Origin of the sequence: Klebsiella sp. BIGb0149, assembly GCF_004362605.1 — a bacterium.
Lineage (GTDB): Bacteria > Pseudomonadota > Gammaproteobacteria > Enterobacterales > Enterobacteriaceae > Klebsiella > Klebsiella terrigena.
On the sequence record NZ_SNYG01000001.1, the window covers coordinates 943,039 to 961,648 of the forward strand.

An 18,610-nucleotide genomic window follows, 5' to 3' on the forward strand; every position below is an offset into this window, starting at 1 on the left:
GAACCCGCCGCCGTTCGCCGGTACGTTTTACCCAGCTATTTACGCTTAACCCCCTTGCTAAGCAGGTTTGTAACCCGGTCAGTGTACCCACAAACCTACGCGTGCATGGGGGGAAACGGTCATGGCTGCTAATACTTCTCTTAACATCTCATCCGAGGCGGGAAAGCCCCGGCTGCGCAAGTCGCTCAAGCTCTGGCAGGTGGTGGTGATGGGCCTCGCCTACCTGACGCCGATGACGGTGTTTGATACCTTCGGCATTGTCTCCGGCATCAGCAACGGCCACGTCCCCGCCTCCTATTTACTGGCGCTGGCGGGGGTGCTGTTTACCGCCATCAGCTACGGTAAGCTGGTTCGTCAGTTCCCGGAAGCGGGGTCGGCGTATACCTACGCTCAGAAATCAATCAGCCCGCACGTCGGCTTTATGGTTGGCTGGTCGTCGCTGCTGGACTACCTGTTCCTGCCGATGATCAACGTCCTGCTGGCTAAGATTTATCTTTCCGCCCTGTTCCCTGAAGTCCCGCCGTGGGTGTGGGTGGTGTCGTTTGTGGCGATCCTCACCGCCGCGAACCTGAAGAGCGTGAGCCTGGTCGCCAACTTCAACACCCTGTTTGTGCTGGTGCAGATTTCGATCATGGTGGTCTTTATCGTGCTGGTGGTGCAGGGGCTGCATAAAGGTGAAGGCGTGGGGACCGTCTGGTCGCTGCAGCCGTTTATCAGCCAGAACGCGCATCTGATCCCGATCATCACCGGGGCGACGATCGTCTGCTTCTCGTTTCTCGGCTTTGATGCGGTGACCACGCTGTCGGAGGAGACTCCGGACGCCGCGCGGGTGATCCCGAAGGCCATTTTCCTCACCGCCATGTACGGCGGCATTATCTTCATCGCCGCCTCGTTCTTTATGCAGCTCTTTTTCCCCGATATCAGCCGCTTTAAGGACCCCGACGCGGCGCTGCCGGAGATTGCGCTGTACGTTGGCGGCAAGCTGTTCCAGTCAATTTTCCTCTGCACCACCTTCGTCAATACCCTGGCGTCGGGGCTGGCTTCGCATGCCAGCGTCTCGCGTCTGCTGTACGTGATGGGGCGCGACAACGTCTTCCCGGAGCGGGTTTTCGGCTATATCCACCCGAAATGGCGGACGCCGGCGCTGAACGTGATTATGGTCGGCATTGTCGCCCTGTCGGCGCTGTTCTTTGACCTGGTCACCGCCACGGCGCTGATCAACTTCGGCGCGCTGGTGGCCTTTACCTTTGTCAACCTGTCGGTGTTCAACCACTTCTGGCGGCGCAAGGGCTATAACAAAACCTGGAAGGACCGCTTCCACTATCTGCTACTGCCGCTGATTGGCGCGGTGACGGTAGGCGTGCTGTGGGTGAACCTGGAGGCGACGTCCCTGACGCTGGGCCTGGTGTGGGCCGCGGTCGGTCTGCTGTACCTGACCTGGCTGACCCGGCGCTTTCGCAAGCCGCCGCCGCAGTTTGACGGCGCGAAGGTGGAGCAGGCCTGGGAGTCGTAGCGCAAAGGTGGACGCTGAATAAAGAAAAGCAGGCTATGCCTGCTTTTCTTTTGTCGCTATCGCGGAACGGGGGTTATTTTTTCTTCTTGTGAAAAGGCAGCTGGCTGGCGCGACGCTCTTTGACGTATGACACCAGACTGTAAAGCGCAACCCCCAGCAAAATGACCGCGGCGAGAAGGAGAATAATACCGGACATACACAATCCTGGGTCCTGGTTGAAAACGATGCACTCTATAAATACGCGGCTAAGATAGCATCGGGATATGTCTGAAATATGACTCTTCCATAGGTAAAACCTAACAACTGCCGCAGAGTAAACCTGTTGTTTTGTCGGGCGGGGTAACACTCCGTTAAGCGATTTTACAGACGCGCGGCCTTCAGGCTGCTACTCTGCACGCGAGTACGAATTGTCTGAGAATAATATTGAATGCGTAATAAACATGTCGTCAGCCTGTCAGGGGTGGCACTTATCCTGGTCTCGTTTGCTTCACAGGCAGAGACCGAACGTCAGCAAACCCGGGAACGGATCGTCGATCAGGTGCTCAAGCCCTGCGAAGGCAAGAAGGCCGGAGACAAAGTGGTGATGGTCGATCGCCGCGGCGGAGAGCATGAGGCTATCTGCACCCTGGCGGCGGTGCCGCTGCCGGAGTAGCCTCTACCGCCGCCGGGCAGATTAGAGATTTCCCGTGCCGCCATCCACCAGCAGTTCGGTTCCCACCACGTAGCTGGACTCGTCCGAGGCGAGATAGAGCGCGGCCTTCGCCAGCTCCTGCGGGGTGCCCATTCGCCCGAGCGGGACCAGGTTTTTGATCTCCTCCTGCAGGGCGCTCAGCGCCTGCGCGCTGAGGCCGAGCTTATCTAACGCCGGCGTGCGCACCGGGCCCGGGCTCAGGCCGTTAACGCGAACGCCGCGCGGCAGCAGTTCCGCCGACAGGGTGCGGGCCAGCGACAGCAGCCCGGCTTTGCTGGCGGCGTAGGCGCTGCTGGTCGGCAGGCCGATATGGGCGCTCACCGAGCCGCAGAGGATCACCGACGCCGGGTTCGCCAGCAGCGGCAGCAGAGCCTGTAGCAGAAAGAACGGCCCTTTGAGATTGGTATTCATCAACCGATCCCAGCTCTCTTCACGCCAGTCGCCAATATTCGCGTGGCTGACGTCGCCGGCGTTAATGAACACCGCATCGAGGCGCTCCCAGCGGCCGGCAAGAGTTTGCGCGAGCCGACGCTGGTCTGCGACGTCGCCCGCATCGGCGGCAATAGCCCATCCTCGATCCCCCAATAGTTCCTGCGCCTGTTGAAGCGCCTCAGGGCTGCGGCCGGTGACCGCAACCTGGGCGCCCTCGGCGATAAACTCCTGCGCCGTCGCGAGGCCAATACCGCTGGTTCCTCCGGTAATTAAGGCTAATTTTCCTGCTAAACGTCCCATCGTGGTGCTCCCGTTCGCTTACTGGAAATCCCACTATAAAAGCATTAGTATCCAAAAGGTACCAGGTACCAATTGGATACTAATGAGGGAAGAGGTGTGCTATGGCGAAAACAGCGGCGCAGGCTGCGGAAAATAATTTTGTCCCCCCGGTCTGCCCGATGACCAGCTTCGTTAACCTGATCGCCGGGAAATGGGCGATCCCGGTGCTCTATCGGCTGATCGTGCTGAATACTCCGGTGCGCTTTGGCGAACTGCTGCGCGCCATCGCCCCGATTACGCAAAAAGAGCTGACCCGCCAGCTGCGGCTGTTTGAGCAGCGCGGGCTGGTGTCGCGCCGCGTCTATCCGGAGATCCCGCCGCGGGTTGAGTACCAGATAACCGAGCTCGGGCTGTCGATGCGCGAAGCGCTGCAGCCGCTGGCGGAGTGGATGAACCACAACGGCCATCGGCTGAAGCGCTAAAAGAATGCCCGCGGCCTCAGTTTGCGCGCTGTTGTCTGGCAAAATGTCATAAATTTGTCACAATCAGGACGATACTAATCACTGACTGAGGGTTAAGGGATGAGAAAAAGTCTACTCGCCGGCGCGATTGCCGCTGGCGTTTTGCTGTCCGCGGGCGTCCAGGCGCAGGAGCAGGCGGCCCCGCAGGGCTATCAGCTCCAGCAGGTGCTGATCATGAGCCGCCATAACCTGCGCGCGCCGCTGGCGAATAACGGCAGCGTGCTGGAGCAGTCAACGCCGAAATCCTGGCCGGAGTGGGACGTTCCGGGCGGACAGCTGACCACCAAGGGCGGGGTGCTGGAAGTCTATATGGGGCACTATATGCGGGAGTGGCTGGCGCAGCAGAAGCTGGTGACCAGCGGCGAGTGCCCGCCGGACAACGCGGTGTATGCCTATGCTAATAGCCTGCAGCGCACCGTCGCTACCGCCCAGTTCTTTATCACCGGCGCCTTTCCCGGCTGTGGCGTAACCGTCCACCACCAGCCGCAAATGGGTACCATGGACCCGACCTTTAACCCGGTTATCACCGATGACTCCGCGGCGTTTAGCGAGAAAGCGGTGCAGGCCATGGAGAAAGAGCGGCAAAAAATGCAGCTCACCGAGAGCTATAAGCTGCTCGAAGAGATGACCGACTATCGCAATTCGCCCTCCTGCAAAGAGAAGCAGCAGTGCTCGCTGAGCGACGGAAAGGACGCCTTCAGCGCCAAATATCAGCAGGAGCCGGGCGTATCCGGACCGCTGAAGGTCGGTAATTCGCTGGTGGACGCGTTCACCCTGCAGTATTACGAAGGCTTCCCGCAGGACCAGGTGGCGTGGGGCGAAATCAAAACCGATAAGCAGTGGCAGGTGCTGTCGAAGCTGAAAAACGGCTATCAGGATAGCCTGTTTACCTCAACGGAAGTGGCGCGTAACGTTGCGAAGCCGCTGGTGAAGTATATCGACAAGGCGCTGGTGGGCGACGCGGCGCAGGCGGCGAAGGTGACGCTGCTGGTGGGGCATGATTCCAATATCGCCTCGCTGCTGACGGCGCTGGATTTTAAACCCTATCAGCTGCACGATCAGAACGAGCGCACGCCGATCGGCGGCAAAATTGTCTTCCAGCGCTGGCACGACAGCGGCAGCAACCGCGAGCTGATGAAGATTGAGTACGTCTATCAAAGCACCGCGCAGCTGCGCAATGCCGACGCCCTGACGCTGCAGTCGCCGCCGCAGCGGGTGACCCTGGCGCTGAACGGCTGTCCGGTGGACGCCGACGGATTCTGCCCGATGGAGACCTTTAAAACGGTGATGAACCAGGCCGCAAAATAAAGAAAAAAACCCGGAAAATTCCGGGTTTTTTTATTCTGCTACGTCGTGGTTATACGTTTTTACGTTCGATGGTTTGCTCGCCCCAGAACAGCGAATCTCGATCGGTTTTTGCAAAGGCCAGCGACAGCACTTCATCGCTGCCTTCTTCCCAGATTTTTTCCGCTAACTTTTCATCGTATTTAGCTAATTCGAAAATCGCTTCGGCGATCTCCACCGAGGTATTGCGTAAACTTGCCCATTCACCGACGCGGTGAGCTTTTGCTTCTTGAGTTGGCATGCAAATCCTCCTGCTAAGGGTTAACCGTGTAATTTAACCGCCAGGCCGGCGACGTGTTCGCCCTGGTAGCGGGCGATCGCCAGCTCTTCCTCGCTCGGCTGGCGAGAACCGTCGCCGCCAGCGATGGTGGTGGCGCCGTACGGCGTACCGCCGCGAACCACCGAGACGTCAAACAGTTCCTGAGCGCCGTAGCCAATCGGCACGATCACCATCCCGTGATGGGCGAGGGTGGTCCAGGTCGAGGTAATGGTCTGCTCCTGCCCACCGCCGGTGCCGGTGGAGCTGAATACGCTGGCCAGCTTGCCGTACAGCGCGCCGGATGCCCACAGACCGCCCGTCTGATCGAGGAAGGTGCGCATCTGTCCGGACATGTTGCCGAAACGGGTTGGGGTACCAAAGATGATGGCGTCATACTCTGCCAGCTCCTGCGGCGTGGCGACGGGCGCATTTTGCGTTTTCCCGCCTGCTTTGGCGAATGCCTCAGCATGCATAGTTTCCGGCACGCGCTTCACCACCACTTCCACGCCGTCTACTCTGTTCGCCCCTTCGGCGACGGCATGAGCCATGGTTTCGATGTGTCCATACATTGAATAATAAAGCACCAGAATTTTAGCCATTTGCATCACTCCTCGGTTGCGTTATAGGCCAGCCAAACGACTGGCTACCTTTAAAGATAAGGCGTCTGGCGGAGAGTGCAAATCTAACAATCATTTATTTGATTTATAACAAAATTGCAAAGATTGCCTTTGTCGCAAAAAGATACATTTTCCGCTGTGCTGCTTTCGTCTGCCATAAGAGCAGCTTAGCGCACTGCCGGTGCGGGAATATCCCGACAGAGCCGAAAGCTGTTGCAGGATGTTACTATTTACCGGATGAATGAGTTTCGTTCGCTACGCTTAAAGGCACGCGGTACGCTAATGGTGATGCCATAGGCCGCAGACGCTGCGGCTGCGTATCGCGCGTAATGCAGCATGATGTCTAACCAAGCGGAGGTCAGTGATGGCAAACCATCGTGGCGGTTCCGGCAACTTCGCCGAGGATCGTGAAAGAGCATCAGAAGCAGGTCGTAAAGGTGGTCAGCACAGCGGGGGGAACTTTAAAAACGATCCCCAGCGCGCCTCGGATGCGGGCAAAAAAGGGGGCAAAAACAGCCACGGCAATCGTCATAGCTGATTTATCGCCAATGACGCAGGTCGGGCGTTTTATGATGCGGGGTTAATCTCCCTGGCACCCTGCGCATCGCTCTCGCCGCCGGCAGCTGCCGGCGGTTTTTTTATTGCCAACGGTTGCGCTCCCGGCGGGCTAATTGCACACTATCCGGCTATCATTTGCTACCGGCCGCGCTATGTCTTCGTTCAAATTCTCCATTAAACCCCAGGAAGCGATCCTCATCGTGATCACCATGTTCTGGGGCGGTACCTTCCTCGCCGTACAGTACGCCGTGACGCTCAGCGGGCCGTTCTTTTTTGTCGGCGTGCGTTTCGCGACCGCGGCGCTGGCGGTGGCCCTGCTATCGCTGCGCGTCCTGCGCGGGCTGACGTGGCTTGAGCTGAAGGCCGGGGTGGCGATTGGCGTCTCGATAGCGCTGGGGTACAGCCTGCAAACCTGGGGCCTGCAGTCGATCTCCAGCAGCAAGTCGGCCTTTATTACCGCCATGTACGTTCCGCTGGTGCCGCTGCTGCAGTGGCTGTGCCTTGGGAAAATGCCGGGAGTGATGTCCTGCCTGGGCGTGGTGCTGGCCTTTACGGGCCTGATCCTGCTGGCCGGGCCGGAAAATAATCTGCTGGCGCTCGGCGTCGGCGAAGCGATCACCCTTGCCAGCGCGCTGGCGATCGCCGCGGAGATTATCTTAATTAGCGCCTGGGCCGGGAAGGTGGACGTCCGGCGGGTGACGGTGGTGCAGCTGGCCACCGCGTCGCTGGTGGCGTTTGCGGCGATGGTGCCGGCGGGGGAAGCGATCCCCCCAATGTCGCCGGGGCTGCTGGGCGTCGCGCTGGGGCTGGGTATTTTCAGCGCCATTATTCAGGTCACCATGAACTGGGCGCAGCGCAGCGTCTCGCCGACCAGGGCGACGCTTATTTATACCGGTGAGCCGGTGTGGGCGGGGATTTTTGGCCGCATTGCCGGCGAGCGCTTACCGCTGCTGGCGCTGGTGGGCTGCGCCTTTATTCTGGCCGGTGTTCTGGTGAGCGAGCTGAAGCTGAAGCGGAAAAAGGCCTCCGCTACGCAGGAGGCCCCGACGGAGGCCGGGGCGCTGTCCGAGCTTGCGGAGCGCCCGGATCCCTAGTCCCGGTCGGCCTGGCGCGACCGGGAAAGCACCGTTTATACCGTGGCGTTAGGCGCTTCTGCTACCCGCGCGCGGCGGCTAAGCAGAGCGTGCAGGAGAATGGCGCCAAAGGTAGCGGTGCCGATCCCGCCGAGAGTGAAGCCGCCCAGCGAGAGGGCAAAATCACCGGCGCCGAGCACCAGGGTTACCGCCACCATAATCAGGTTCCCGTTCTGGCTCAGATCGACGCGGTTCTGCACCCAGATCCGCGCCCCGGCTACCGCAATCAGCCCAAATACCACAATCGAGGCCCCGCCGATGACCGGCCCGGGAATGGTGTGGATCAGCGCGCCAAACTTGGGTGAAAACCCGAGCAGGACGGCAATCAGCGCGGCGGCAACGAACACCAGCGTCGAGTAGACTTTGGTGACCGCCATCACCCCGATATTCTCCGCATAGGTGGTGACGCCGCTGCCGCCGACGGCGCCGGAAAGCATCGTCGCCAGCCCGTCGCCGACGAACGCCCGGCCCATATAGGGGTCCATATTGCGCCCGGTCATTCCGGCTACGGCCTTCAGGTGGCCGAGGTTTTCAGCGACCAGAATCACCGCCACGGGCGCAATCAGCATCATCGCCTGACCGTTAAAGGTCGGGGAGGTGAAGTGGGGAAGGCCAAACCACGCGGCCTGTTCCAGCAGGGAAAAGTCGAGCGGCTTGCCCAGCCCGAGGCCGTTTGCCAGCAGCGCGTAGAGCACGCAGGCGGCGATCAGGCCGACGAGGATCAGCAGCCGCTGCAGCATGCCGCTGGTGAAGACCGCCACGAGGCCGATGCACAGCACGGTCAGCACCGCCATCCAGCCGTCAAACGGCGTCGCTGAAACGCTGCGCACCGCAATCGGCGCGAGGTTCAGGCCAATCGCCATCACCACCGCGCCGGTGACCACCGGCGGCATCAGGCGTTCAATCCAGCGGGTGCCGGCTTTCATCACCACCAGGCCAATCAGGGTATAGAGCAGACCGCAGACGATAATCCCGCCGAGGGCGACGTCCAGATGCGGGTTCAGCCCCTGGCCGTTAAAGCCGGTGACGGCAATGACCACGCCGACAAAGGCCGCGCTGGAGCCCAGATAGCTCGGCACCCGGCCGCCGGTCACCAGAAAGAACAGCAGGGTGCCAATGCCCGACATCAGGATCGACAGGTTGGGGTCGAGCCCCATCAGTATCGGCATCAGCACGGTGGCGCCGAACATCGCGACCGCGTGCTGTACGCCCATAACCACCGTTTGCCCGACGGAAAGACGTTCATCGGGGGCCACCACGCCGGAAGCGGCGGAGGGGGAGGTCAACTGCCAGCGAGGAAAATCGAAAAGTGCCATGATGATATCCCGGGTTCAAGGTTAACAGGCTGGGCGCATAAGCGTGTGATAGCCGCGGTCGAACCACATCAGCCCGCGCGGCTGCGGATGCTTAACGATGGCGGCGACCTCGCAGAACAGAATGTCGTGGCTGCCGACGCTGACGACCTGGCTGATGCGGCAGTCGAAGCTCGCCAGGGCATCGTTCAGGCGCGGGCAGCCGGTGACGCCGGGCTGCCATTCGGCGGCGGCGAAGCGCTCCGCCATCGGCGTTTTACCGCCAAACAGATTGGATAACGGCTCCTGTCCCGCCGCCAGGGTATTGACGCACAGCGCCTGATGCTGGCTAAAGGTCGGCCACACCGAGGCGGAGCGGTTCAGGCAGACCAGCAGCGTCGGCGGCTCGTCGGTCACGCTGCACACCGCGCTGGCGGTAAAGCCGGCCCGGCCCGCCGGGCCGTCGGTGGTAATGATGTTCACCGCGGCGCCGACCTGGGCCATGGCGTCGCGAAAGCTTTGTTTATCCGCAATAGGCATGGAGGCTCCTTATGCCAGCCGGCAGGCGTCGTCAAAGGTGAGACGCGGCAGGCGATCGTAGAGCTTTGTCTCATCGCCATAGCCGATGTTAATCAACAGGTTGCTTTTCCATCCGCTGTCGGCAAAGAACGCCGCGTCGACCTTTTCCCGATCGAATCCCGACATCGGCCCGGTATCCAGACCGAGCGCGCGGCAGGCGAAAATCAGATAGGCCGCCTGCAGGGAGCTGTTGCGGAACGCGGTCTCCTCGGCGAGCTGGGGGCTGGAGGTAAACCAGCTGCGGGCGTCGCCGTGGGGAAACAGCTCCGGCAGGCGATCGTAAAAGGCGCTGTCCCACGCCACGATGGCGGTGACCGGCGCGCGGAGGGTTTTTTCCACGTTGCCGCTGGAGAGCGTCGGGCGCAGCTTCTCTTTGCCCTCCGGGGTGCGGACAAAAACGATCCGCGCCGGAGAGCAGTTGGCCGAGGTTGGGCCCATTTTCATCAGCGCGTAAATTTCCTCCAGCAGGCCGTCGGCTACCGGCTTATCCAGCCAGCCGCTGTGGGTCCTGGCGTGGCTGAACAGCGTGTCGCACGCGCTTTGGCTAATACTCTCACTCATAAACTCTCCTGGCCGGCGGGCAGCATCGCGGCAAGCCCGTCGCATAAAATGGGGTTGAAGGTCTCGGTATCGGTGACGTTACAAGCATGGCCTCCCCAGGCCATCTCCACCAGCTGACTGCCGGGGATTGCGGCCTGCAGCGAGCGCGAGCAGGAGGCGGGCACCAGCAGATCGTCACGGGCGCTGATCATCAGGGTCGGACAGGTCACCGCCGCGGCCTGCCGGGAGAAGTCAGCCTGCTTCAGCGCCTGTAGCCGCTTCAGCAGATTGTCCTTACCCTGAAAATGGCTGAGCGCGAGGGCGTCCTCCGCCTCCATGCGCGGCGCGCGCGCGGCCATCCATTCCGCCGGATAGAGGAACAGCGGCTGCGCTTCCACCCACGCCTGGGCGCCGCCGGTATGCAGCAGGCGCTCGCGCACCTGGAAGCAGCGGCGGGTGTGGGTCGACAGCGTTAGCCAGGCGTTAACCAGCACCAGGGCGCTGACCGCCCGGGGTTTGTCGAGCGCCAGCTGCAGGCCGATCAATCCTCCCAGCGCATGGCCCACCAGCGCGAAGCGCGTAATTCCGGCCTTCTCCAGCGCCTGCCACAGCTCCTGGGCCATAGTCGGCATGCTGTAGGCGGCGGGCAGCGGGCCGGCGTTTTCGCCGGTGCCGTTCTGGTCATAGGTCACCAACTGGTATCGCTCTGCCAGCGGCGCGCGCTGGGCGGTCCAGTAGCTGCCGGCGCCGCCCAGCCCGGCGCTCAGCACCACAACCGGGGCGCCCTCGTAAGGCGCAGGGGCGATATTGAGCTTCATAGCGCCGGCTTCCCGATATGCGCCACCGTGGCGATCTCCACCAGCGCCTCGGGCTTCACCAAACCGCACTGAATGCAGAACCGAGCCGGCTTATCGCCGGGGAAAAACTCGGCGTAAACTTCGTTAATCGCGGCGTAGTTTTTCCAGTCGGTGATAAAAATGCTGTTGAAGGTCACATCCTCCATACTGCCCCCCGCCGTTTCGATAACGCTGCGGATGGTCTCCAGAACGTGACGGGTTTGCGCCTTTGGGTCGCCGATGTGGACCACGTTGTTTTGCTTATCGAACGGCAGCGTACCGGAGACGTACACTACGCCATCGGCCAGCGTGCCGGGTACGAAAGGGGCGATCGGCGTGGTGGTGCCGGGTGGAATAATGACCTGTTTAGGCATAACGTTTCTCCTCCGGGAACGGGATTGGGCTGGCGGGCTGCAGGGCGTCGCAGAAGCTGGCGACGTCGCTGACCCAGCCAAAGAAGGTCTCAATATTGAACAGCGCCGCCTGCTGAGCGAAGGCCGGTCCGGCCTGATGGGTGGCGTCCTCCAGCACGATGCCGAAATATTCGAGGAAGAAGCCGTCGCGCAGGGTGGACTCCACGCAGACGTTGGTGGCGATGCCGGTGAACACCAGGTGGCGAACGCCGCGGCTGCGCAAAATGCTGTCCAGCTGGGTGTTGTAGAAGCCGCTGTAGCGCGGTTTTGGCAGCACCACGTCGCCCGGCTGCGGCTTAAGCTCATCAACCAGCTGGTAGTCCCAGCCGCCTTTAGCCAGCAGCTTGCCCTGCAGCTCGGGACGGCGGCGCATGGTCTTCAGGGCGTTGGATTTATGGTAATTGGGCGAGCCGGGGCCGCCAGCCTCCATGTACTGGTCGTCCCAGCCGTTCTGGAACCAGATAATCAGCATTCCGGCGGCGCGGGCGGCGGCGACGGCGGTGTTGATATTGTCGATAACCGGCCGGGTGGCGGAGACGTCAAACCCGGCCAGATCGAGATAGCCGCCCTGGCTTGCATAGGCGTTTTGCATATCCACCACGATCAGCGCGCTGTTTTGCGCCGCGAAGGTTAAGGATTCCGGGCGAGCGGGAAGGGTAATCATCAGGCAACCTCGCGAGTAGCGGTGGCAATATGGTCGCGGCAGCGCATCAGCGGCTGAATGCGCTCGCCGAAGGCGTCAATGCCGGAGAGGAAATCATCAAAGGTCAGCAGCACGCCGTCGGTACCTGGGACCGCGGCGACTTCATCGAGCATGCGGGCGACGCTGGCATAAGAGCCGACGAGAGTGCCCATGTTGATATTGACCGCTGAGGTGGGGTCGGCCATCTGGCGGACGTTGGTATCGCTACCGGAGCGGGTATCCTTCTGGCTCTGCTCGGTGAGCCACGCCAGCGCCTCTTCGTCGGCACCGGCCTTATAGTGCTCCCATTTCGCGCGCGCGGCTTCATCCGTTTCGTCGGCGATAACCATAAACAGCACGTACGAGCCGACGTCGCGACCGGTTTTTTCCGCCGCCTGCATCATGCGCGCGGCGGTCGGAGCGAAGGCGGCCGGGGTGTTGACCCCTTTGCCGAAGCAGAAGTTGTAGTCGGCGTACTGGGCGGAGAAGGCCATGCCGGCATCGCTTTGTCCGGCGCAGATAACCTTCATCGGCTGCGACGGCTGCGGGCTGACGCGGCAGTCGTTCATCGTGAAGTGGTCGCCCTTAAAGTCGCTCTGCCCGGTTCCCCACAGATCGCGCAGCACCTGGACATATTCGCTGAGATAGTCGTAGCGGCTGGCGAAATAGTCGTCACCCGGCCAGATCCCCATCTGCTCGTACTCCGGCTTTTGCCAGCCGGTAACCAGGTTAACGCCGAAGCGGCCGCCGGAAATCGAGTCGATGGTGGAGGCCATCCGGGCGACGATGGCCGGAGGCAGGGTCAGGGTGGCGGCGGTGGCGTAGATCTGGATCCGCGACGTCACCGCCGCGAGGCCCGCCATCAGGGTGAAGGATTCGAGATTGTGATCCCAGAATTCGGTTTTACCGCCAAAGCCGCGCAGCTTGATCATCGACAGCGCGAAGTCAAAGTTGTAGTGCTCGGCTTTCTGCACAATCGCTTTATTCAGCTCAAACGTCGGCATGTACTGCGGGGCATGGGTGGAAATGAGCCAGCCGTTATTGCCGATCGGAACGAAGACACCAATTTTCATATGCACCTCTTTGCGGTCGTTAAACAAGAAGGCGTGCGGCGCTGCATCCTGCATCTTCCTGAGCCACCTCGCTAATCTGATAAAGCAAAGACGATGCCAGTTTTACAAATACCAATGTTATTAATGTGTTGCTTAATGGTTGCCGGATGTGAGCCCTGAAAAAGTAGACTAAATGGTCAAAATCGGTGCACGAAAAAACGGCGGTCATGCGCAATTGGGGTGCAGGAGGTCGTGTCGGCGATGGGCTTTTGCTATGCTGATGGCGGTGAAACAAGGAGATAACAAATGGCACAGGGCGCCGAGAAAAAAAGCGGCAAGCGTTCGCTGGCGGTGAGCGCAAAGAAAGAGGCTATCCTCGCCGCCGCGCTGGACGCGTTTTCGCAATTTGGCATTCACGGCACGCGGCTTGAGCAGGTTGCGGAGCTGTCCGGGGTATCGAAAACCAATTTGCTTTACTACTACCCGTCGAAAGAGGCGCTGTACGTTGCCGTTTTGCAGCAGATCCTCACCATCTGGCTGGCGCCGCTGAAGGCCTTTCGCGAAGATATCAGCCCGCTGGTGGCGATCCGCGAGTACATTCGCCTGAAGCTGGAGGTCTCCCGCGACCATCCGCAGGCGTCAAAGCTGTTCTGCCTCGAGATGCTGCAGGGCGCGCCGCTGCTGATGGGGGAGCTAACCGGCGATTTGAAAGCGCTGGTGGATGAAAAGTCGGCGATCGTTTCCGGCTGGGTTGAAAGCGGCAAGCTGGCGCCGGTCGACCCCCAGCATCTGATCTTTATGATCTGGGCCACCACGCAGCATTACGCCGATTTTGCCACCCAGATTGAGGCGGTGACCGGCGCAACGCTGCGCGATGAAGCGTTCTTTCAGCAGACCGTGGAGAACGTTCAGCGGATGATCGTTGAAGGGATCCGGGTGCGCTAGTTGGCCGGCGGCAGCGGGCAGCTCAGATCGCCCTCTTCACACTGCAGCAGTGAGGAGAGATACGATTCGCGCTCCACGGTTTTGTCCGCCATGCACTGGTTGACGAGCGTCGGCTGGATGGTGCCGCCTTCGGACCCGGAGGTCAAAAACGCGCAGTCGGCGTCGCGCAGCGCGATCCACGCCAGCTGAGATTTCTTCAGCAGCGCCTGCTGGCTGCCTGAGGCGCGCTTCAGCGCCTGCTGGTAGGTCTGGTTGAGCTTGCCGTCGGCCGCCTGATACTGCGCCGCCGTGCACTGATTCATCTCCATCTGATTGTTGGCGTTGGCGCATTCGTCCGCCAGCGCCTGACCGCTTGCTAACAGGGCGGCAAGCGCGAGTAAAGTGCGTTTCATTGTTCCACTCCCATACATAAAAAAGGCCCCCGTCCGGGAGCCTTAATTAACCACAGCTTTGGCCTGCTGTCATCCGGTCTGCGATCCCCCGGCGGCGGGCCAGGGTTTTGCCCGACGCCGCCTGCGGGAATCGGCCTTAGCCGATGGTCATCAGGCTGGCGTTTCCGCCCGCCGCCGCGGTATTGACGCTGAGCGAGCGCTCGATATAGAGGCGCTCCAGCAGCAGGTTGGTTTCGCCGCGGGCGAATCCCTGTACCGAAACGATCGCCCCGTCCCGCGCCGCCACCTGTTCGCACAGCGCGCGCAGCTGATCGGAGTCGCCGTGGTAAATCACCGCGTCGAAGACCTGGGCGGTGAGCTCGGCCTCTTTGGCGAAGCCGATGCGCTCGCTGACTTCGCGCGGCAGCTTCTTCGCCAGTTCGCGATGCAGGGCGTTATCCGGCCACAGGATCTCGCAGCCGACGGCGGCAACCGCCGCCAGCTGGGTCAGCGCATCCTGTTCATTATCCGCCACGCACAGCACGCGGTCGCGAGGGATAAAGGTCAGGGTGTTGCGCTCGCCGGTCGGCCCCGGCAGCAGGCGCTGGGTGCCGGCCTGCGCCTGTTCGCTATACTGCTGGCACAGCGCCTGCAGCTCTGGCCGGCCTGCGGCCCACTGCTGTAGCGCGACCAGCGGTTTTTCCAGCAGGGTTTTCAGCTGGGCGTCCAGCGGACGTTCAGCGTCCTGGCGGGCAAGGGTTGCGCCGACGGCGTTGTGCGGACGGCTTGAGAGCAGGCGGTACAGATACAGCGGGCCGCCCGCTTTCGGGCCGGTGCCCGACAGGCCTTCGCCGCCGAACGGCTGGACGCCAACCACCGCGCCCACCATATTGCGGTTGACGTACAGGTTGCCGACTTTTGCGCTGCCGGTGACCTGGGCGATGGTTTCGTCGATGCGGGTATGAACCCCGAGCGTCAGGCCATAGCCGGAAGCGTTGATCTGCTCAACCAGCCGATCCAGCGCGTTGCGGTTGTAGCGCACCACGTGCAGGACCGGGCCAAAGACCTCTTTTTTCAGTTCGTCAAAGCTGTCGAGTTCGATAAGCGTCGGCGGAACGAAGGTTCCGCTCTGCCATTCGCGGGCGTCGTCGCCGTTCTCGCGCACCGCCTGGAAGACGTTGCGCCCCTTGGCGCGCAGCGTCTGAATGTGGCGCTCGATATTCTCTTTCGCTTCGGCATCAATCACCGGCCCGATATCGGTGGTCAGGCGGCCCGGGTTGCCCATCCGGCATTCGCCCATTGCGCCACGCAGCATGGTCAGCGTATGGTCGGCGATCTCCTCCTGCAGGCACAGCACCCGCAGCGCGGAGCAGCGCTGGCCGGCGCTGTCGAAGGCGGAAGCCAGCACGTCAACCACCACCTGTTCGGTCAGCGCCGACGAGTCGACGATCATCGCGTTCATGCCGCCGGTTTCGGCGATCAGCGGCGTCGGACGCCCCTGGGCGTCAAGGCGGCTGGCGATGTTGCGCTGCAGTAGCGTCGCAACCTCGGTGGAGCCGGTAAACATCACCCCGCGCACGCGCTGGTCGCCGGTGAGCGCCGCGCCGACGGTTTCCCCGCGGCCCGGCAGCAGCTGGATAACGCCCGGCGGGACGCCGGCCTCCAGCAGAATCGCCACGCCCTGAGCGGCGATCAGCGGCGTCTGCTCGGCGGGTTTCGCCAGCACACTGTTGCCCGCGGCCAGCGCGGCGGCAATCTGGCCGGTGAAGATCGCCAGCGGGAAGTTCCACGGGCTGATGCACACCACCGGACCCAGCGGGCGGTGGGTTTCATTATCAAAATCGTCGCGAACCTGGCCGGCGTAGTAGTGCAGGAAGTCGACCGCTTCGCGAACCTCGGCGATGGCGTTGCTGAAGGTTTTACCCGCTTCGCGCACCAGAATCCCGATCAGCGTCTGCGTTTGGCCTTCCATCAGGATCGCCGCGCGCTCGAGGATGGCCGCACGCTCCTGCGGCGGGGTGGCGAACCAGATCGGCGCGCAGCTGACCGCGCTGGTCAGCGCCTGCTGTACCTCTTCGTCGCTGGCTTCGCGCACGTGGCCGACGATATCCTTCGGCTCGGCAGGGTTAACGATCGCCTGCAGCTCGCCTTCGGCAGCCGGATGCTCCAGCATCGGCAGGGCCTGCCACTTGTGCAGGGCGCTGTTGAGTAAAGAGGAGGAGAGGGAGGCGAGGCGGTGCTCGTTCGCCAGATCCAGCCCCGCGGAGTTGCTGCGGCCCTGACCATAGAGATCGCGCGGCAGCGGAATTTTCGGATGCGGCAGGCCGGCCTGGCCCTCCTGTTGGGCCAGCTTCTCGACCGCGCTGACCGGGTCGGCGACCAGTTCGTCAAGCGGCAGGCTGGTATCGGCGATGCGGTTGACGAAGGAGGTGTTGGCGCCGTTCTCCAGCAGGCGGCGTACCAGGTAGGCCAGCAGGGTTTCGTGGGTGCCGACCGGGGCATAAATTCGGCACGGGCGGTTGAGCTTACCGTCGGCCACTTTACCCACTACCTGTTCGTACAGCGGCTCGCCCATGCCGTGCAGGCACTGGAACTCGTACTGACCCGGATAATAGTTTTGCCCCGCCAGCTGGTAAATAGCCGCCAGGGTATGGGCGTTATGGGTGGCGAACTGAGGGTAAATCAGGCTCGGCACCGTCAGCAGCTTTTTCGCGCAGGCGAGATAGGAGACGTCGGTGTAAACCTTGCGGGTATAAACCGGATAGCCTTCCAGGCCGTCCATCTGCGCGCGCTTGATTTCGCTATCCCAGTAGGCGCCCTTCACCAGGCGGATCATCAGACGACGGCGGCTGCGGGTGGCGAGATCGATCAGCGAGTCAATCACGAACGGACAGCGCTTCTGATAGGCCTGAATAACGAAGCCGATCCCGTTCCAGCCCGCCAGCTCCGGCTCAAAGCACAGCTTCTCCAGCAGGTCGAGAGAGATCTCCAGGCGATCGGCCTCTTCGGCGTCGATGTTAATGCCGATATCGTACTGGCGCGCCAGCAGGGTCAGCGACTTCAGGCGCGGATAGAGCTCTTCCATGACCCGATCGTACTGCGCGCGGCTGTAGCGCGGATGCAGGGCGGAGAGCTTGATGGAGATCCCCGGCCCTTCATAGATGCCGCGGCCGTTGGAGGCTTTGCCAATCGCGTGAATTGCCTGCTGATAGGAGACCATATAGGCCTGGGCGTCGGCGGCGGTCAGCGCCGCTTCCCCGAGCATATCGTAGGAGTAGCGGAAGCCTTTCTCTTCCAGCTTGCGGGCGTTGGCCAGCGCTTCGGCGATGGTTTCGCCGGTGACGAACTGCTCGCCCATCAGGCGCATCGCCATATCGACGCCTTTGCGGATCAGCGGTTCGCCGCTTTTGCCAATGATGCGGTTCAGCGAGCGCGACAGGCTGGTTTCATTGTGGGTGGAGACCAGCTTACCGGTAAACAGCAGCCCCCAGGTGGCGGCGTTAACGAACAGCGACGGGCTGCGGCCGATATGCGACTGCCAGTTACCGTTGCTGATCTTGTCGCGGATCAGGGCGTCGCGGGTGGCTTTATCCGGAATACGCAGCAGCGCCTCCGCGAGGCACATCAGCGCCACGCCCTCCTGGGAGGAGAGGGAGAACTCCTGCAGCAGGCTCTGCACCATTCCGGCGCGCCCGCTGGCGGTTTTTTGATTGCGCAGCTTTTCCGCCAGCGTCCAGGCCAGCTTATGCGCCTGTTCGCCCAGCGCCTGCGGCAGGCGGGCCTGCTCGAGGAGCATCGGCACGGCGTCGGTTTCGGCGCGGCGATAAGCGGCGGTAATGTCCGCCCGCGCCACCGACTGCGGCAGGATCTGCTCGGCGAATTCAAGGAACGGCTGGTACGGCTCTTCGCTCAGCGGACCCGCGTCGTCGCTTTCGTTGGCCGCTCCGGAGAGCAGCGCCGGAAGCTCGGGCAGCGATTCGTCATTCTCCAGCTTTTCCAGATAGTTGAAAATCGCCTGCTTAATCAGCCAGTGCGGCGTGCGGTCGATACGGCTGGCGGCGGACTTGATGCGTTCGCGCGTGGCTTCGTCAAGTTTAACGCCCATGGTGGTGGTGCCCATGTCATGAACTCCTGTTATTGGTCACTCGCTTCATCCATGACCGGACCCGTATTGTGGCGGCATGATTCGGCGAGCTGAGCTTCTGTGCGGTTATGAGGTTGCGTAGGAATATCTACTATGTTGCAACTTTGTGCAACCTTGTTAATCACAACTTGTGGGTCAGGCTGAAAAATGGTTTTGTTGTTAAATTTAATGATGGGATTAGCGGTAATTTAACCTTTATTTAAAGGCGTATTTATCTGCGTCAGTTAACAGTTTTACCAGGTGCAACCAATAAAAACGTGAGGAAGTGCAACCTATAACAAAATGAGGTTTGGTCATCGGCGGAATTAGTGTAAATGCTGTGTTAAATCGTTTGTGAAAAACCGCCGCTTCCCTCAGGATACGGTCGCCCAATACAACCATTGTGCCATTACCCCGTTCCGGTAGTGGA

General features: G+C 61.5%; 20 protein-coding genes. 7 read left to right on the forward strand and 13 right to left on the reverse strand.

Annotated elements, in window-relative coordinates:
- Positions 1-121: 121 nt before the first annotated feature.
- On the forward strand, positions 122-1,513 hold the full coding sequence (locus tag EDF75_RS04540) for an APC family permease (protein WP_133597374.1): 1,392 nt from the start codon (positions 122-124) through the stop codon (positions 1,511-1,513).
- A gap of 73 nt (positions 1,514-1,586) precedes the next feature.
- On the opposite strand, the gene EDF75_RS27035 is transcribed toward EDF75_RS04540, so the two are convergent.
- Positions 1,587-1,709, reverse strand: coding sequence for a small membrane protein (locus EDF75_RS27035; protein WP_095096195.1), 123 nt, complete (start codon positions 1,707-1,709; stop codon positions 1,587-1,589).
- A gap of 231 nt (positions 1,710-1,940) precedes the next feature.
- Between EDF75_RS27035 and EDF75_RS04545 the strand changes: the two genes are divergently transcribed.
- The gene (locus EDF75_RS04545; RefSeq protein WP_045854783.1) at positions 1,941-2,165 is read left to right on the forward strand and encodes a hypothetical protein; all 225 of its coding nucleotides are present in this window, start codon (positions 1,941-1,943) and stop codon (positions 2,163-2,165) included.
- A 21-nt stretch (positions 2,166-2,186) separates the two neighbouring features.
- On the opposite strand, the gene EDF75_RS04550 is transcribed toward EDF75_RS04545, so the two are convergent.
- A complete protein-coding gene (locus tag EDF75_RS04550; protein ID WP_133597376.1) occupies positions 2,187-2,936 on the reverse strand; it encodes an SDR family oxidoreductase in 750 nt (249 codons plus the stop codon).
- Between the two features lie 101 nt (positions 2,937-3,037).
- Here EDF75_RS04550 and EDF75_RS04555 point away from each other — a divergent pair, with 101 nt between their 5' ends.
- Together EDF75_RS04555 and agp are read left to right on the forward strand one after the other, a co-directional pair.
- Entirely contained in the window at positions 3,038-3,397 is a 360-nt protein-coding gene (locus EDF75_RS04555; protein WP_133597378.1) for a winged helix-turn-helix transcriptional regulator, read from the forward strand.
- 99 nt (positions 3,398-3,496) lie between these two features.
- Entirely contained in the window at positions 3,497-4,744 is a 1,248-nt protein-coding gene (agp, locus tag EDF75_RS04560; protein WP_133597380.1) for a bifunctional glucose-1-phosphatase/inositol phosphatase, read from the forward strand.
- A 49-nt stretch (positions 4,745-4,793) separates the two neighbouring features.
- Here the strand turns inward: agp and EDF75_RS04565 are convergent, their stop codons facing one another.
- Both EDF75_RS04565 and wrbA read right to left on the reverse strand, forming a co-directional pair.
- On the reverse strand, positions 4,794-5,021 hold the full coding sequence (locus EDF75_RS04565) for a YccJ family protein (protein ID WP_133597382.1): 228 nt from the start codon (positions 5,019-5,021) through the stop codon (positions 4,794-4,796).
- A gap of 20 nt (positions 5,022-5,041) precedes the next feature.
- Positions 5,042-5,638, reverse strand: a complete 597-nt coding sequence (gene wrbA / locus EDF75_RS04570; RefSeq protein WP_041144911.1) for an NAD(P)H:quinone oxidoreductase — start codon at positions 5,636-5,638, stop codon at positions 5,042-5,044.
- Between the two features lie 382 nt (positions 5,639-6,020).
- On the opposite strand from wrbA, the gene EDF75_RS04575 reads away from it, so the two are divergent.
- Positions 6,021-6,194, forward strand: coding sequence for a con-10 family general stress protein (locus EDF75_RS04575; RefSeq protein ID WP_041144912.1), 174 nt, complete (start codon positions 6,021-6,023; stop codon positions 6,192-6,194).
- A gap of 172 nt (positions 6,195-6,366) precedes the next feature.
- Positions 6,367-7,308, forward strand: a complete 942-nt coding sequence (locus EDF75_RS04580; protein WP_133597384.1) for a DMT family transporter — start codon at positions 6,367-6,369, stop codon at positions 7,306-7,308.
- A 35-nt stretch (positions 7,309-7,343) separates the two neighbouring features.
- On the opposite strand, the gene rutG is transcribed toward EDF75_RS04580, so the two are convergent.
- Genes rutG through rutA form a run of 7 tightly spaced genes read right to left on the reverse strand, consistent with a single transcriptional unit; the run spans position 7,344 to position 12,762 of the window.
- Positions 7,344-8,663: a pyrimidine utilization transport protein G gene (gene rutG, locus EDF75_RS04585; protein WP_045854790.1), complete on the reverse strand. Its 1,320-nt coding sequence runs from the start codon at positions 8,661-8,663 to the stop codon at positions 7,344-7,346.
- A gap of 21 nt (positions 8,664-8,684) precedes the next feature.
- On the reverse strand, positions 8,685-9,179 hold the full coding sequence (gene rutF / locus EDF75_RS04590) for an NADH-dependent FMN reductase RutF (RefSeq protein ID WP_123707388.1): 495 nt from the start codon (positions 9,177-9,179) through the stop codon (positions 8,685-8,687).
- 9 nt (positions 9,180-9,188) lie between these two features.
- On the reverse strand, positions 9,189-9,779 hold the full coding sequence (locus tag EDF75_RS04595; RefSeq protein ID WP_133597386.1) for a malonic semialdehyde reductase: 591 nt from the start codon (positions 9,777-9,779) through the stop codon (positions 9,189-9,191).
- Positions 9,776-10,576, reverse strand: a complete 801-nt coding sequence (gene rutD, locus EDF75_RS04600; RefSeq protein WP_133597388.1) for a pyrimidine utilization protein D — start codon at positions 10,574-10,576, stop codon at positions 9,776-9,778. Before rutD ends, EDF75_RS04595 begins: the two co-directional genes overlap by 4 nt.
- Positions 10,573-10,968 carry a pyrimidine utilization protein C gene (rutC, locus tag EDF75_RS04605; protein WP_133597390.1) on the reverse strand — a complete coding sequence of 132 codons (396 nt, stop codon included), beginning with the start codon at positions 10,966-10,968 and terminating at the stop codon, positions 10,573-10,575. Before rutC ends, rutD begins: the two co-directional genes overlap by 4 nt.
- Positions 10,961-11,671: a pyrimidine utilization protein B gene (rutB, locus tag EDF75_RS04610; RefSeq protein WP_095096233.1), complete on the reverse strand. Its 711-nt coding sequence runs from the start codon at positions 11,669-11,671 to the stop codon at positions 10,961-10,963. The genes rutC and rutB overlap by 8 nt, the downstream gene beginning before the upstream one ends.
- Positions 11,671-12,762: a pyrimidine utilization protein A gene (rutA, locus tag EDF75_RS04615; protein WP_133598003.1), complete on the reverse strand. Its 1,092-nt coding sequence runs from the start codon at positions 12,760-12,762 to the stop codon at positions 11,671-11,673. The genes rutB and rutA overlap by 1 nt, the downstream gene beginning before the upstream one ends.
- A gap of 285 nt (positions 12,763-13,047) precedes the next feature.
- Here rutA and rutR point away from each other — a divergent pair, with 285 nt between their 5' ends.
- On the forward strand, positions 13,048-13,686 hold the full coding sequence (gene rutR / locus EDF75_RS04620) for an HTH-type transcriptional regulator RutR (protein ID WP_041144920.1): 639 nt from the start codon (positions 13,048-13,050) through the stop codon (positions 13,684-13,686).
- On the opposite strand, the gene EDF75_RS04625 is transcribed toward rutR, so the two are convergent.
- Together EDF75_RS04625 and putA are read right to left on the reverse strand one after the other, a co-directional pair.
- The gene (locus EDF75_RS04625) at positions 13,683-14,078 is read right to left on the reverse strand and encodes a lysozyme inhibitor LprI family protein (protein WP_133597392.1); all 396 of its coding nucleotides are present in this window, start codon (positions 14,076-14,078) and stop codon (positions 13,683-13,685) included. The genes rutR and EDF75_RS04625 overlap by 4 nt on opposite strands.
- A gap of 136 nt (positions 14,079-14,214) precedes the next feature.
- On the reverse strand, positions 14,215-18,177 hold the full coding sequence (putA, locus tag EDF75_RS04630) for a trifunctional transcriptional regulator/proline dehydrogenase/L-glutamate gamma-semialdehyde dehydrogenase (protein WP_133597394.1): 3,963 nt from the start codon (positions 18,175-18,177) through the stop codon (positions 14,215-14,217).
- Positions 18,178-18,610: the final 433 nt, after the last annotated feature.

Coding starts and splice junctions, on each gene's coding strand:
- EDF75_RS04540 (WP_133597374.1), top strand. CDS start 122: ATGGCTGCTAATACTTCTCTTAACATCTCATCCGAGGCGGGAAAGCCC.
- EDF75_RS27035 (WP_095096195.1), bottom strand. CDS start 1,709: ATGTCCGGTATTATTCTCCTTCTCGCCGCGGTCATTTTGCTGGGGGTT.
- EDF75_RS04545 (WP_045854783.1), top strand. CDS start 1,941: ATGCGTAATAAACATGTCGTCAGCCTGTCAGGGGTGGCACTTATCCTG.
- EDF75_RS04550 (WP_133597376.1), bottom strand. CDS start 2,936: ATGGGACGTTTAGCAGGAAAATTAGCCTTAATTACCGGAGGAACCAGC.
- EDF75_RS04555 (WP_133597378.1), top strand. CDS start 3,038: ATGGCGAAAACAGCGGCGCAGGCTGCGGAAAATAATTTTGTCCCCCCG.
- agp (WP_133597380.1), top strand. CDS start 3,497: ATGAGAAAAAGTCTACTCGCCGGCGCGATTGCCGCTGGCGTTTTGCTG.
- EDF75_RS04565 (WP_133597382.1), bottom strand. CDS start 5,021: ATGCCAACTCAAGAAGCAAAAGCTCACCGCGTCGGTGAATGGGCAAGT.
- wrbA (WP_041144911.1), bottom strand. CDS start 5,638: ATGGCTAAAATTCTGGTGCTTTATTATTCAATGTATGGACACATCGAA.
- EDF75_RS04575 (WP_041144912.1), top strand. CDS start 6,021: ATGGCAAACCATCGTGGCGGTTCCGGCAACTTCGCCGAGGATCGTGAA.
- EDF75_RS04580 (WP_133597384.1), top strand. CDS start 6,367: ATGTCTTCGTTCAAATTCTCCATTAAACCCCAGGAAGCGATCCTCATC.
- rutG (WP_045854790.1), bottom strand. CDS start 8,663: ATGGCACTTTTCGATTTTCCTCGCTGGCAGTTGACCTCCCCCTCCGCC.
- rutF (WP_123707388.1), bottom strand. CDS start 9,179: ATGCCTATTGCGGATAAACAAAGCTTTCGCGACGCCATGGCCCAGGTC.
- EDF75_RS04595 (WP_133597386.1), bottom strand. CDS start 9,779: ATGAGTGAGAGTATTAGCCAAAGCGCGTGCGACACGCTGTTCAGCCAC.
- rutD (WP_133597388.1), bottom strand. CDS start 10,576: ATGAAGCTCAATATCGCCCCTGCGCCTTACGAGGGCGCCCCGGTTGTG.
- rutC (WP_133597390.1), bottom strand. CDS start 10,968: ATGCCTAAACAGGTCATTATTCCACCCGGCACCACCACGCCGATCGCC.
- rutB (WP_095096233.1), bottom strand. CDS start 11,671: ATGATTACCCTTCCCGCTCGCCCGGAATCCTTAACCTTCGCGGCGCAA.
- rutA (WP_133598003.1), bottom strand. CDS start 12,762: ATGAAAATTGGTGTCTTCGTTCCGATCGGCAATAACGGCTGGCTCATT.
- rutR (WP_041144920.1), top strand. CDS start 13,048: ATGGCACAGGGCGCCGAGAAAAAAAGCGGCAAGCGTTCGCTGGCGGTG.
- EDF75_RS04625 (WP_133597392.1), bottom strand. CDS start 14,078: ATGAAACGCACTTTACTCGCGCTTGCCGCCCTGTTAGCAAGCGGTCAG.
- putA (WP_133597394.1), bottom strand. CDS start 18,177: ATGGGCACCACCACCATGGGCGTTAAACTTGACGAAGCCACGCGCGAA.